Below are 14,048 nucleotides of genomic sequence, written 5' to 3' on the forward strand. Positions count from 1 at the left end.
AGCAAAAAACCCCGCCGAAGCGGGGTTTTACTCACATCACCTCTGGAGTGATGGTAGCAGCTGATAAGGTGCTGCTCATCTATCAGCTTAAAGCGCTATGTCTGTTAAGAACTTAGCAGCTGTAGTACATATCAAACTCGATCGGGTGAGTTGCCATGCGCAGACGCTCAACTTCTTCCATCTTGAGTTCGATGAAGGCATCGATCATGTCGTCAGTGAACACGCCACCTTCGGTCAGGAAGGCGCGGTCAGCGTCAAGCGCTTCCAGTGCCTGATCCAGGCTATGAGCCACGGTCGGTACGGCCTTGCCTTCTTCCGGCGGCAGGTCATACAGGTTCTTGTCCATGGCATCGCCAGGGTGGATCTTGTTCTTGATACCGTCGATACCAGCCATCAGCATTGCTGAGAAGCACAGGTACGGGTTAGCGGTCGGGTCAGGGAAACGCAGTTCCACACGCTTGCCTTTCGGGCTTGCAGTGTACGGAATACGGATAGACGCCGAACGGTTACGTGCGCTGTAGGCCAGCATAACCGGCGCTTCAAAACCCGGCACCAGACGCTTGTAAGAGTTGGTAGACGAGTTAGTGAAAGCGTTGAGCGAACGCGCGTGCTTGATGATGCCGCCAATGTAATACAGCGCCATTTCAGACAGACCCGCGTATTCATCACCGGCGAACTGGTTCTGGCCATCTTTCCAGAACGACTGGTGGACGTGCATGCCTGAACCGTTATCACCTACCAGCGGCTTCGGCATGAAGGTCGCTGTTTTGCCGTAAGCATGCGCCACGTTGTGGATGACATACTTCATTTCCTGCACTTCGTCAGCTTTCTTCACCAAGGTGTTGAACTTGATGCCGATTTCGTTCTGACCGGCGTTCGCCACTTCGTGGTGATGCACTTCAACCGTCTGGCCGATGGCTTCCAGCGTGTTACACATGGCGCCACGGATATCGTGGAAGCTATCTACCGGCGGAACCGGGAAGTAACCACCTTTCACGCGCGGACGGTGTGCCAGGTTGCCGCCTTCGATAGTACGATCCGTGGCCCAGGCACCCTCTTCCGAGGAAATCTTGTACATCGCGCCTTCGATATCGGCTTTCCAATGCACTTCATCAAAGATGAAGAACTCTGGCTCCGGGCCAAAGAAGGCGGTATCGCCAAGGCCAGTTGACTGCAGGTAGGCTTCGGCGCGCTTGGCAATAGAGCGCGGGTCGCGGTCATAACCCTGCATGGTAGCAGGCTCGATGATATCGCAACGCAGTACCAGGGTAGCGTCTTCAGTGAAGGGGTCCAGGAAACCAGTGCCGTCTTCAGGGCGCAGGATCATGTCGGACTCATTGATTCCTTTCCAGCCTTCAATGGAAGAACCATCAAACATCTGGCCGTTTTCGAAAAACTCTTCATCAACGTCACGGGCGGGAATCGTCACGTGCTGCTCTTTACCGCGAGTATCGGTAAAACGCAGGTCTACCCATTTGATGTCGTGTTCTTCGATGAGTGCGATCGTCTTGGCTGACATGGTGATCTCCGGTGTAAACAAAACTGAATGTATCTGAGCATCCGGGTTGCACGCCATTCATCATGGTGGACAAAACGTGATGCAAGGTTAAATCGGCTACTGTTTTAGCATGCCCAGGCGTCCTCTGCCTATGACATTAGCCGCTGCCATGAATAATGCAGATAGCGTGCCAACCATGCACCAATAAAGTGTAAAAAATCATAAACCCATGTTTTTGAATAGCTTATATCTGACTTTTAAATAATTATATGCCATATAAAAGCGCAAAAACGTTTCTCATTCATTAACTATTGACCAATCAGCGTTTCAATCGCCTCGTTATGCACCATAAAAATACACGAAACACTTAACATGCACCAAAACAGAGCAATCATAAAACAAGCAGAACTTGATGACCCAAGCATCTGCCCACTAGACTCAACGTAACCGCCTGATGCACTGACATCCTTACTCGACGCAGTCATCCCATAGACGAACACACCCAGCACCTGACATAGACAGTCACCCAACACATCGGCAAAGGAAAATTATCATGCATAAGCACATTGAATGGGATGCCCCCGGCAACGACAGCGTTACCGGACTCAACACCGACGCCCCCTACCCCGGCGAGATACTTTCCGCCCGCTACCAAAGCTGCACCGTGCGCGTCGAAGTGGAAGCCTATATGGAAGACGACGCCGTCAGCATCGGGACAGTGGTTGCACTCATCGACGCCCATGGCAAACGTCACAAGCAGTTTCACGGCCTCGCCCTTGGCCACATAGTGCGACTGCCCGATAACAAACGCAGCCTGGAAAGATGGCAAGAGAAGGAAAAGGGAGAAGAAAACTAAGCGTTTATGGCTAGTTAATAGGTTCATCCCCGCCTGTGCGGGGATCGGGGTGATTCTGCTTAATGTCTACTTTTGTCTGTGGGTTCATCCCCGCCTGTGCGGGGATCGGATAGTGACAAGCCCGCTAGCCTGCATGCAGAGCGGTTCATCCCCGCCTGTGCGGGGATCGGAACGGCATCACGCCTGAGATAGCCGTTGAGACCGGTTCATCCCCGCCTGTGCGGGGATCGGATTGGATGGAGGCCAATGCGCCCAATGTCATGCGGTTCATCCCCGCCGGTGCGGGGATCGGGCTAAGCGTTAGATCATTTGCCACGGGGTTTCCGGTTCATCCCCGCCGGTGCGGGGATCGGGGCGCGCCTTTGCTGCTGGGTTTGATTGAGGGCGGTTCATCCCCGCCGGTGCGGGGATCGGCATCCATCGTTTGCCAGTCATCTACGGAAGCGCGGTTCATCCCCGCCGGTGCGGGGATCGGTGCGTGTAGGCGATCCATGACCGCCGTGAAATCGGTTCATCCCCGCCGGTGCGGGGATCGGCCTGTCGATGCGTTTCTTGCTGAACTCTCGGGCGGTTCATCCCCGCCGGTGCGGGGATCGGTTCAAGTCTTTACCGCCCGGGCTGCTCAAATCCGGTTCATCCCCGCCGGTGCGGGGATCGGAGCTGCCTGCACAGCCGGGTTATCAGCCTCACCGGTTCATCCCCGCCGGTGCGGGGATCGGTGACAGTATTCATCTGCCTAGGCGTCAATTAGCGGTTCATCCCCGCCGGTGCGGGGATCGGCTCAACGCTCGAAGGCAAGCCTACGCAAACACCGGTTCATCCCCGCCGGTGCGGGGATCGGGCTCAGGATTTCCCGTTCGTGTTCCTGTGCGAGCGGTTCATCCCCGCCGGTGCGGGGATCGGATCTCGGTGCTTTGCAACGGCAATCCTAATACCGGTTCATCCCCGCCGGTGCGGGGATCGGATAAATGCAATTATTTTATGCCATCTCCCGGCCGGTTCATCCCCGCCGGTGCGGGGATCGGATTTTCCCCTTATGCGTAAACGTAGCAGATGGCGGTTCATCCCCGCCGGTGCGGGGATCGGGCGCGGTGCCGTCTTGCCCTTATCCTGAATCTCGGTTCATCCCCGCCGGTGCGGGGATCGGCCTGTGTTGCGGCGTAGGGCAGGAACGTTAAGCGGTTCATCCCCGCCGGTGCGGGGATCGGCTCAAGACTAAAGAGCGCCCAAGTAGAATTATCGGTTCATCCCCGCCGGTGCGGGGATCGGTCTACCATCCAGGTGATAGCGGTACATCCACTCGGTTCATCCCCGCCGGTGCGGGGATCGGCCATCCATTGCGTAGTCCACCAGCCAATTCAGCGGTTCATCCCCGCCGGTGCGGGGATCGGTTATGTAAACGCAGTAGGCGAGGTTGATTATGCGGTTCATCCCCGCCGGTGCGGGGATCGGTCGTCGTCGGTCAGATTAAGCGAGCCGTCAACCGGTTCATCCCCGCCGGTGCGGGGATCGGCGTGGCCACTGCTTTGAGGTCGTCAACGTTGACGGTTCATCCCCGCCGGTGCGGGGATCGGGAGAATATCGGAGTAGTCCCGCATCACTATCACGGTTCATCCCCGCCGGTGCGGGGATCGGAAACCATTACTGGCAAGGTCATTGCCGCATTACGGTTCATCCCCGCCGGTGCGGGGATCGGACTAGCTGTAGACAGTTGATCTACAAGAAGAAAATAGCAGATAAAAAATCCACCAGCTATTTTGCTTGCTTTTTAACCACATTAAATTATTAAAGATCTAGTTAAATCAGTTAGTTAACTTGTGGCGGTAAAAAGCGCACCAAACGTAACCCGTCGTGATCAACCGGTTCTCGACGGTTTTCTCCGTAAGTCTGAAATTCAAAGCCAGATTCATGGTTACTGGCCCAGGCCATGGCGACATTGCCATCTTCTGCCAGGGCTTCCACTTGCTCCCAAACCATTTCTCGGATGCGCCGACTCACATCGCCAACGTAAACACCGGCTCTAATTTCCAGGAGCCACACGGCTAACCTGCCGCGCAGGCGAGGTGGTACAGCTTCTGTAATCACTACAAGCATCGCCATTTATCCGCTCCTATGCCCAGCATCGCCAACTGAAGGTGGCTCTGGAATAGCAGGTGGAACTGAATCGGGTGCTGGCGGTGGCGGCTGAATATCGCCAGCGGCAAGCACATCTTCGATCATGGGGATTAAGCGCTGGAGTATTCGGGATTGCTTGAATGCATCGCGGCAGGCGATACGAACTTCTCTTTCAGGCATGGGTGGATTGCGGGCTGCAACTCGAAAAGCCGCTGGCACTACCGTTTCAAATTTAACAATATCAGCAATATCGTACACAAAGCTCAACGGCTTGCCGGTGTGCAGATACCCAATCGCAGGAGCGTAGCCCGCCGCTAGAATAGCCGCTTCGGTAATCCCGTATAAGCAGGCGGTTGCTGCTGATAGACATTGGTTAGCGACATCAGAGGCATCCCACTGCTTGGGATCGTAACGTCGCCCATTCCATTTCACCCCATATTGTTTGGCTAACAGTTGATAGGTTTTGCGCACTCTTGCGCCTTCCATACCACGCAGTTGCTCAATGCTACGACGTGATGGCGGCTCTTCCCCAAAACGCAGCTCAAACATCTTGCGAACCACTTTTAAGCGCAGCTTTTCGTCCAGCGCCAGCTGCGCTTGGTACAACAATTTATCTGATCGCGCACCACCGGGCTGGCCAGCGCTATAAAGCCTTACGCCTGCATCACCCACCCAAATCAATAGCGTGCCTACCGTGGCAGCCAACTTAATAGCGGCATGAGAAACCCGTGTGCCTGGTTCAAGCAGCAGGCACGCCACTGATCCCACCGGGATGTGCATCCGCTCGCCATTGACTTCATCAATAACAACAAAGGCACCGTCGCGCACATCTATTTGCCCCATCCCGATAAAGATCATCGACATACGGTCTTTTTCGGGGATGGGCTTTAGCGGAATAAAGCCCATGCTAGCCTCCTAAGGTCGGCGCAGTAGTAGCAAACCACCGCCAAATGCTTTGGCTCGCCCGATACCATGGGCCATGGTTTCAATGAGTTTTCCTGGTTCGGTGACTTCCAATAACCCTTCGTAATCCACGGTAGAGAACTGAACCGGCTTTCCGCTGCCTTTATTCAGCACATGCTGACGGTAAGCACCTAGTTCTGGCGTCACCGGCAAGCGAAAGCCCCAAGTTTCAGCACGGCTTTCAAGCCACTCACGGGCTTTACTGTTCATTGCATCAACACAGGCTTGGCTTGTGCGCTGCCCCGGCGAAAATGGCTTTTTGGCCGCCATCAACACATCGGCACGCTGGCCGCGTTTTCCGGGCACCGAAAGTGCCATCGTGGGGTTAGCGCGCAGGCGAAAGGCTAGCGTCTCGCCCGCTTTGAGCTCTGGTGCATAGGGTTTGCTCTCTGCGGTCAGCAATCCTGGCACTGATGAGGGTTCACGATCTGAAAGAATGTAGAACAGAGGTAGCCCTTTGGGTCCTCTGCCCTCCTCAGCTTCTTCCAGTTCTTGCCGAAAAATAAATGGCCTTGGTCCTTCGTAGTCGGGGAATAGCTGCCATAAAAGCTGATGAGCCGTATAGGCTTCGGCATTCATCACATCAAACAGCTTTTCGCGGGAAAGTCCGTTCAGGTCAACACGTATGCGTGAGAGATACATTAGCGCGCCTCCTCGGCTGCTATGGCCCGGCGAAACTCTAGCCGGGGGCCAAACTGCCAACGACGACGGTTCAGTGGTAGATCCCACACGTCGTTGTACTCTGCGGCTTGGTCATTGCCATCTAACGTACTGGCCTCACCTTCCCAGGCATAGAAGGCTTCATCGGGGAAGCGAAGCACCGTTTTGTCTTCGCGACAGTTGAACGCGATAGCGGGAAACGCCACATCAAGGGCTTCTTTCAGTGTGTGGCATTGCCGCAATTGAGGTGCAAGTGGTGCAGAGGGCGGGCAAGATTTTCGCCCAAGATAAAGCGGGTAATGAGGCGTTTTCAATGCCTGCTCAAGCTCGGCGAGTGTCAGGGTTGCCGCAGGCGTTAGCCAGACGGCCACTGTCCAGAGACCATCACAACGATAGTCACGACTGGAAAGTATTGTTTTCAGCGCATCGCGTGGCCCGCTTAGCTCTTCTTTGCGGGTGTGATAGCTCACTTTTGATTGCGTGGCAGGCATCTGCACCGTGTGGTAGTCGCGCATTAGCATACCGGGGGTGGACTGTTTGACGCCCATGGCAATGCTTTCACGCAGTTGCGTTTGGCCTTCATCGTCATCGCGGCGAATACCCAACGCAGCACCGAGCAACCCAAGTATGGCACCTTTACCAGGGTAGGTAGCTGTAGGGCGCGTTTCACCAACGGCCGCTTCTCCCCAACTCGCCAGCGGCGCATAGAGCCGAAAAATAAGATAGTCGGTCATGCCGCCTCCTTACTGGTCGGTTTTTAAGAAAGCGATCAGTTCGGTCAGGCTGCCTTTCTTAATATCGCCTTTTAACTGCGGCGCTTCATAGTCAGGCTCAGCGCTGGTGACAAAGCGGCTATCGGCACCTGCTTCATAGGCATCATCAAAGGCTTGTGCTTGGCGCTCCAGACACCTGATCGCATCAAGCGCTTGATCCTGCCCCGTGATGGGCCGCAGGTAAGCGGTGGAGAGTGAGCGCGGCTGCTGATTGCCCTTTTCCGCCAGCACGTAGCTCGCATGGGCGCGGGAACCAAAGCTGTTCTGTTTGCCTTTGGGCGACATTTTGACAGCAGCTTCCACCAGGGCCGCAATCGCTTGGTCGGCTAGCTCGTTATTGCCTTGGAGATTTTCAACCAACTGCTGGCGGTCAATGCAGATGTAAAGATAGAACAGCCCGGCACCAAAGCCAGAATCCCCTATATGCGCCGCGCCACGATCTTTATCACCGCTGTTCAAGTCGTCTACCGCCGTAAAATAATCATCTTCCACTTCGGCAGCATGTACGGTGATAGCGTGTGCAACCTGGCAGGCGGCGTCTACGTTATATTCAGGAACGGCAGCCAGCATACGGCCAAACAGCGCCACATCGGCGGCGGCAGGTTTGTGGCGTAAAAGCTTTAACTCATCATCGTTTGGCTCGCGCTTTTCTTTCGCCAATATTTCCACTAATTCACTAATCGCTTGGCGCTCTTCAAGGCCAACGTGTACAAGCTGCTCAATTTCAAACTCCTTAGGCTCACCTTTTTCTACTTTACGCAGCTTGCCAAACACACCGGCGATTTTTTCTGCACTGGCAGCGGCGGTTTTTTGGTCAACGTCTTTGTCGATTAACTGATCGTAAGCTTCTTTGCCTAAACGCTTGGTGCGCGTCCCCACATGTCCTGCCAGGGCTTCTTCAAACAATGCAGACGTACGCCAGGTGCGTTTCAGGCTTTGAGAAGAAACACGTAGACGCTTAGCACCACCCATCAAGGCAGTTTTGGGGCGGCCTAAATCATCACGGTTTAGGTTGGCGGGCGGATAAGAGGTCAGCAGGTGCAGTTGAATAAAGTGGCTCATAGATAACTCCGTTATTGATTTCCATATGACGCTAGAAAGGGTGATAGTCAGTCGTAAAAATCAGTCGCTGCGATGGCTATAGCGAGACGTTGCCGCGAAATAGTCATTTGCCAGTACGAATCCAAGCCGCTGGGTAGGCTTGGCAGACAAACGCCCACGATGCTCCTGCCACCAGAGTGAGATAACACTGGCTAGCAGTACGACACTGACATCCTTCTTATCCGCAAGCGCCAGCGCGCGACGTAAGCGCTGAATAAATTCTTCCGGCGTTTGGCAGGAAAGTAACTGTTGAAAACGCAGCTCGCTCATCAAGGGCTTGCCGGTTTTCTCTTTTTGTTGGCCAAGGCGTGAGGCTAACGACGCACTCTTCTTTTCTTCGCGCAACTCCGCAGCTATTAGCGCGATGCATGACCACACCTGTAGCTTTTCATCGCGATAATTCGCTTGCTTCGTCGCTTCCGGCAGCATCGCCCATAGCTCACGAAAACCTTGGGTTAGCATCGCGACCTCCGCGCTATCACAGCGGCGCAGTACCGCTCGCACACCACGGGGCAGTGGTGGTTGAGGGGTCAATGCTTTCAAAGCCTGTGGCGGTAGCGTCAACCGCTGCCACCAACGGCGTAAGGCAGCGGCTTCATCCCGTTTCAAAGCAACGAGTGCCTTTTTCTCCGCCTCGGTCAATACATCTTCTTTCTCGGGTGTTTCCAGCGTTAACACGTCACTCATCAGGCGTCTCCTGTCGTGGATGCAGCAGAGGCCGCATTACGCTTGGCCTGCGCGGAGGGGTCAAAATCACCCTGTTGGATAAAGTCACTCACCACTTTGCTACCTTTACTCTTGCCGCCAAGAAAGCTCTGCAGCTGCCGATGGGCAGCGGTGGCACGCTCAAGGTCCATGCTTTCCTGGGCACCGCTTAGTGCCAAGTCTTCGAATACACGCATAGCTTCACGCTTAAGGGCTAAGTACCAACGTTCGGCAATGTCGGGAGGAATATGCGGTGGCGGCGAGTCTTGTTGCAGCACCTGCTGAAGGGCCAGCAATGCTTTAAAAAACTCAGGCTGGGTTACATCGTAAAATTGGTTATCAATGGCGCTTATATCGCCTTTGGCATCTGATGGCCTCGAAAACCAAGCGTTTTTGACTTGGGTACGTACCATCCAGGCAATATTGCGCGAAAGCTCTGTCAACTGGTGAACCCAGGTGCGGAGCCTTTCCTGCTGACCTTGTGGAATTTCCACAAGTGGCATTTCGATGCTGTACCAACCGCGCGGTTTCATGTTGTCCATGTCGTAGCCAAACACCCATAAACGCGCCTCTCTCAGCAATGCCTGGATGTCTTCGCCATGCGCTCGCTCTTGTGACACTAGCTTTTGTTTTTGGATGTAGCTTTTCAGCACCGCTGCCGCGATTGCACCACTGCTTTCTTCATCATTCAGCACAAAGCCTGACCAGTGCCGATAGCCAAGCCCACCTGGCTGGCCTTTACTGGAAAGCGGCAATTCATTGGGCTTTTTGGGATCACGTCGATAGGGTGTTAGCGGGTGGAGCCATGGACCGTCGTAATTTGCCCCCTGTTTTTTAGCGCGTAATTCACGCACGACCCGTTGCGTTTTTCGTCCACAAATATCACACGGACATTCATCTGTTTCTTCAAATAGCAGCCGGAAGCGGCGCGGCATTGACCAGTAAGCGTGCAGGGGGTGAGTGTCTTCAGGCAGCACTTCGGTGCCTTTTTTATCGCTTACCCGCGTATTAGCCATCCAGAAAAATAGTGAAGGTTCTTCTGGATGTGGCGTCGACCAATGCTGACCTTTTTGTGTGGTTTCTTTCTGCGTAATGACGTTTAGCCATAGCCGCTCCCATAGGCTGGCATCTGACAACTCCGGCATCACCAGCGTTGTTAGTGGGCCACCGCCACGCAGACCCACGCGGATACCGGCACCACCCGCAGGCGCGTTAATCTGCATGGTGTACAGCGCTATGGCCGCACAGGCGTCACACATCACCTCAACGCGACCACGTTTCACGAAGAAGTCGGTGTTGTTTTTGATGCCATTAGCGCCGGGGGCATCAATCAATAAACCGCTGACCGTGGCGTTTTTTACATCTTCCAGCGGGTCAAGATCCTGCATAAAGCGAGGGCCATCACCGTCCAGTTCAAAAGCACTACTGAAAGGGGCGAACGCTTTATCCAAGTCGTCAACACTGGGAGGCTCCATTAACAAATCCAGCCAGTCATCGTGAGTTTTTGGCGGAAGTGCTGTTTGTAGCAGGCCTATCAGGAACTGGTAGGCCGCTCCTTGAAAATCCGCCCGCGGCAGGGCGAGATTAATTACATCTGGATCAGCTAACGCTGAGAGGGGGCGGTATTTGACCTCGCCGCTGCGGTGGAGAAACGGCAACCAAGGGTCACCACAGATCATGTTCATATCCTCACCTCCTGCCCAGCATGTGAGCAATTCGCTTAATTAGCTTTAAAAAGAGCAGCCATGCCAGACGCTCAGCAATGCTGATCCAATCCCACTCACCCAATCTGTCAAAAAAGCCTTTTATCCAGCCGGGCATATGCAGTAGTCCCCCATCAAGGTAGTGAGGAAAAGCATAGAATCACTCAAAAATATTATCAAGTAAACAAGCCTGACTAAACAAGTTAAGCAAACCAGGCATACTTATCAAGACAGCGCACTAGGCATAAACAAACTCACGGTGCACAATTAAGTTTTTAGCTCCTCATACGAATGGGGATGAGCCGTAAACTAGGCTGACTGAACAAGCAGCCGAGATCCGTTCCCCGCACTTGCGGGGGCTTTACTGAGTCGATCACTAGCAGCGATAGCTTGAGGCTTAAAGGTACTTCTATTATCAGCAAACAGGCCAAGAGGGTCAGAGCAATGGCGATTCACTATGAGCAGGATGCCTACGCCTGGGCACTTGAACAGGCGGGGCTGCTGCGGGCGGGAAAACTCGACAGTCTGGACCTTGAGCATCTCGCTGAGGAGATTGAAAGCATGGGAAAAAGCGAGCGACGCGCCTTGATTAGCCAGCTGGCCCGCTTGCTGATGCACCTGCTGAAATGGGATCACCAGCCGGATAGGCGCTCGCGCAGCTGGCGGCTGACGATTGAAGATGCGCAAAGCAAAGTGAATCGTCTGCTGAAAGACAATCCCAGCTTGAAAGCATCGCTGCCTGATTTGATGAATGAAGCTTATGAAGATGCTCGTCGTGCGGCCGCCATCGAAACAGACCGCGAGCCTCAAGATTTTCCCGAGCAGTGTCTTTATAGCTTCGAAGAAGCCATTAGCTTTCAGCCTAGCGAACATTGAACGCCTCATGACGTTTACTCCTTACTCCCCAACCTAACTCCCCATTGGGTATCGTAGTCGCAAGCAGCGTCATCACCCGGCAGCCAAGGCTGGGTATACTTCAGTGCTTTATAGCGCCCTTGAAGGGCAAGCCAATGACTTTCATAGCGGCTCGGCAGCGCTGCCAACTTGGCGGCTTGGCTTTGGCGTAATTTTACTTGGCTGAGCATATCCGTATGGCGGCTCTCTCCCGCCCATAGCGCTAGCTCGTCATCCTCGGAGAGTGACAGCAACACGACATTGATTGTAGGTTCATCCATCAAGCGTGTCCCTATCTCTTGCTCTTCCTGCCATTGGTCGGTTTTTACGTAGCCTTCCTCAAGGTTGAGTGCGTTGAAGTTCGCTATCGAGCCAGCCGTTCTCTGCAATCCTTTCTGCTCGTAACGAGCTGTCTGCAGCGCATCAGGAATATCGTCAGAAACCTGGCCGTAAACACCTTCAATGAGATCCCTCGCCTCTTCAGGCATGCGTATCGCTTCCAGACGGCGCAATACCCCTTGGGTTAGCCAGCAGAGGGATGTATCTCGATAAACCGCCTGAGTACCCGGCAGCGTTCGCTTGAGCCATTGCTCGTCAGGCTCATCCATCCATGGCGGCGCTAGCAACAACAGACGTGGCAGGCAGCGCTCTCCACGTTGATGGCGCTGCAAACGCCCAGCTCGCTGGATAAGCAAATCAATGGGGGCAATATCACTGATCATCACATCGACATCGCAGTCGAGAGACTCCTGAAATACCTGGGTACTGATCAACACTTGGCCCTTGCGTATTTCAGGCGTCGAATCTTTGCTTAAGCGTTCAATGACTTGGGACTCAATGCGCTGCCTATCGATCATGGCAAAGCGGCTGTGAAACAGCAGGCAGCGTTCGGGCTGAGGGTGGCGGGCGGCGATAGTCTCGAACGCACGAATGGCGTCATCAACAGTATTGCGCACCCAGGCGATACACTCACCTGCATCGACTGACTCCATTACCGTATCAATCGCCTGCTCTTCTTCGGTTAGCCAATCAACCTCTACGCTTCTAGAAACTTCTGAACGCGATGCTAGCGGCAACTCCAGGGGCTGACCTTCACTTACATGGGTCATCAATGGGAAGTGATCTTTCTGTGGTTTAGTTTCTGACTGCCCAAGCCCCGTTTGCCAGGCAGCCATCAGAGCACTGCGCATAGCACGGGGAAGCGTGGCGGTTAGCAGAATAGCGCTACCACCCTGCCGGGCATGGTAGGCCAGCAATTGGCTAAGCAGTGTTTGCATGTAATTGTCGTAGGCGTGAACCTCATCAATTACTAACACCTTTCGCGCCAGCCCGTACAAGCGCAGCGACTGATGACGAAATGGCAAAATTGCCATCAAGGCTTGGTCAATGGTGCCAACCCCCACTTCTGCCAGAAGCGCTTTTTTACGCGAATCCGCTAGCCATTGGTTGCAGCGACTTGTGGCCGACAGTTCGCTAACGGTGTAATTCAAATCAGCAGGCTGAGGTGAGGCAACAGCAGCCATAAAATCCTCATTTAAATCCCGTGCGCCGTGGGCCAAAACAAAAGAGGGCGATGAATCAGCGGTATAAAATCGACGATGCAAATTACCCAGCCGTGAATACATGGCATTGGAAGTTGCCATAGTAGGCAGCGCAAAATAGAGCCCATCGCCGTGGCCTGCCGCTAATAAGCGTTGCGTAAGAATACAGGCGGCCTCGGTTTTTCCTGACCCAGTGACATCTTCCAAGATAAACAGCTGCGGCCCGTCCGTGATGCTTACTGTCTCGGCGGCGTGCTGTAAGGGTGTCGGTGTGACGGACTGCTTGCCAAACCAATCTGCCATGCCAGCGTAAGGTAACGGTTTGGAAACGTTGCTAAACCCTGTTTCTTGCAGCGCTTTTTCAGCGTTTTGTAATGCAATTTGCCAATAGTCGGCGAGAGGAATCTCCTCTTGAAGATAGGGAAAGTGATCCTGGTTCGAGCCCAACCAATCACTTAAGGTTGCCCAGCCTGCGATTGACCAGCTTAGCGTCTGCAGGGCATATACCCACTGTTCAGAACATAGTTGTTCAATTGGCCACTTTGGCGGAACAACGCTGGCCCAATCGGCAATAAACTGACGCGTTGCCTCCGTATCATCAATGTGTTCGTCCCGACAGAAAAATATCTCAGGCGCAATACCGTCCGCACTCACTGGCTGACCGTGATGCCCAAAGAAGGGTACCGCAAGAACAGAAAATGCATTGCGAATTGCTTTGCGCTGAGTACGACTTATCTCAAAAGGCCATTGCAATGTGCCGTCCTGGAGCCACTGAGGCAATTTAGCTTCCCAGATTACGGCGCCTAAGCGGTCGTGGCGCTCGGTATAAACATACTGTGCAGCGGCAGGAACCAGTTTTATATTTGAGGTCGCTTGAAAAAGCCCTTGAAAGGCTCGGGAAAATTTACCGATGTCGTGAAGGCCAAGCCAAAAAACCAGTAAATGGCGAAGTCTTTCAGGTGAGAGATCAAGCTGTGCGGCAAGACGTTGAGTCAGGGGTTTATCAGGCGAAAGCAACAGCCAACCTACTGCTGCAACATCCAGGTTGTGATACGGCAATAAATGGCACTCGACGGCGCCTCCCGTAGCCTGCGCTTTTCCCCAGTAGCGGTAATAAATCATCGTTGCCTCCCTGCGCCATTGTTTTCCTTCCATCTAACCACCCTTAACCCTGCAACGCTATTGACCTTCGTCATACTTAGGTCACCTGTTGGCAGGCTATCTCGTGAGGCGCAACGT

The 14,048-nt window shown here is 53.9% G+C and carries 11 protein-coding genes and 1 CRISPR repeat array; of the genes, 2 read left to right on the plus strand and 9 right to left on the minus strand.

Annotation, left to right across the window (positions count from 1 at the left end; genetic code table 11):
* Positions 1 to 112: 112 nt before the first annotated feature.
* Positions 113 to 1,519, minus strand: coding sequence for a glutamate--ammonia ligase (glnA, locus tag ACU6TU_RS14900; RefSeq protein ID WP_447142172.1), 1,407 nt, complete (start codon positions 1,517 to 1,519; stop codon positions 113 to 115).
* A 532-nt stretch (positions 1,520 to 2,051) separates the two neighbouring features.
* Here glnA and ACU6TU_RS14905 point away from each other — a divergent pair.
* Entirely contained in the window at positions 2,052 to 2,354 is a 303-nt protein-coding gene (locus tag ACU6TU_RS14905) for a hypothetical protein (RefSeq protein WP_447142173.1), read from the plus strand.
* A 19-nt stretch (positions 2,355 to 2,373) separates the two neighbouring features.
* Positions 2,374 to 4,050: a CRISPR direct-repeat array (repeat unit 29 nt; unit sequence CGGTTCATCCCCGCCGGTGCGGGGATCGG).
* A gap of 110 nt (positions 4,051 to 4,160) precedes the next feature.
* Here ACU6TU_RS14905 and cas2e read toward each other — a convergent pair.
* From cas2e to casA, 7 genes are read right to left on the minus strand one after another with little or no spacing between them, the layout of a single operon-like run.
* Complete coding sequence (gene cas2e, locus ACU6TU_RS14910; protein ID WP_447142174.1) at positions 4,161 to 4,454, minus strand: type I-E CRISPR-associated endoribonuclease Cas2e; 294 nt, start codon at positions 4,452 to 4,454, stop codon at positions 4,161 to 4,163.
* Positions 4,455 to 5,375 carry a type I-E CRISPR-associated endonuclease Cas1e gene (gene cas1e, locus ACU6TU_RS14915; protein WP_447142175.1) on the minus strand — a complete coding sequence of 307 codons (921 nt, stop codon included), beginning with the start codon at positions 5,373 to 5,375 and terminating at the stop codon, positions 4,455 to 4,457.
* Between the two features lie 9 nt (positions 5,376 to 5,384).
* Positions 5,385 to 6,074, minus strand: coding sequence for a type I-E CRISPR-associated protein Cas6/Cse3/CasE (gene cas6e, locus ACU6TU_RS14920; RefSeq protein ID WP_447142176.1), 690 nt, complete (start codon positions 6,072 to 6,074; stop codon positions 5,385 to 5,387).
* Positions 6,074 to 6,826 carry a type I-E CRISPR-associated protein Cas5/CasD gene (cas5e, locus tag ACU6TU_RS14925; RefSeq protein ID WP_447142177.1) on the minus strand — a complete coding sequence of 251 codons (753 nt, stop codon included), beginning with the start codon at positions 6,824 to 6,826 and terminating at the stop codon, positions 6,074 to 6,076. Before cas5e ends, cas6e begins: the two co-directional genes overlap by 1 nt.
* A 9-nt stretch (positions 6,827 to 6,835) precedes the next feature.
* Positions 6,836 to 7,927 (minus strand): type I-E CRISPR-associated protein Cas7/Cse4/CasC, encoded by a 1,092-nt coding sequence (gene cas7e, locus ACU6TU_RS14930; RefSeq protein WP_447142178.1) that lies wholly within the window; start codon positions 7,925 to 7,927, stop codon positions 6,836 to 6,838.
* Positions 7,928 to 7,987: 60 nt separating this feature from the next.
* Complete coding sequence (gene casB / locus ACU6TU_RS14935) at positions 7,988 to 8,653, minus strand: type I-E CRISPR-associated protein Cse2/CasB (RefSeq protein WP_447142179.1); 666 nt, start codon at positions 8,651 to 8,653, stop codon at positions 7,988 to 7,990.
* Positions 8,653 to 10,356, minus strand: coding sequence for a type I-E CRISPR-associated protein Cse1/CasA (gene casA, locus ACU6TU_RS14940; RefSeq protein ID WP_447142180.1), 1,704 nt, complete (start codon positions 10,354 to 10,356; stop codon positions 8,653 to 8,655). Before casA ends, casB begins: the two co-directional genes overlap by 1 nt.
* Before the next feature lie 462 nt (positions 10,357 to 10,818).
* Here casA and ACU6TU_RS14945 point away from each other — a divergent pair, with 462 nt between their 5' ends.
* Complete coding sequence (locus ACU6TU_RS14945; protein WP_447142181.1) at positions 10,819 to 11,250, plus strand: DUF29 domain-containing protein; 432 nt, start codon at positions 10,819 to 10,821, stop codon at positions 11,248 to 11,250.
* A 14-nt stretch (positions 11,251 to 11,264) separates the two neighbouring features.
* Here ACU6TU_RS14945 and cas3 read toward each other — a convergent pair whose 3' ends face one another.
* Entirely contained in the window at positions 11,265 to 13,931 is a 2,667-nt protein-coding gene (cas3, locus tag ACU6TU_RS14950; protein ID WP_447142182.1) for a CRISPR-associated helicase Cas3', read from the minus strand.
* Between the last annotated feature and the right edge of the window lie 117 nt (positions 13,932 to 14,048).

The sequence above is a fragment of the Halomonas sp. LS-001 genome (genome assembly GCF_052983955.1).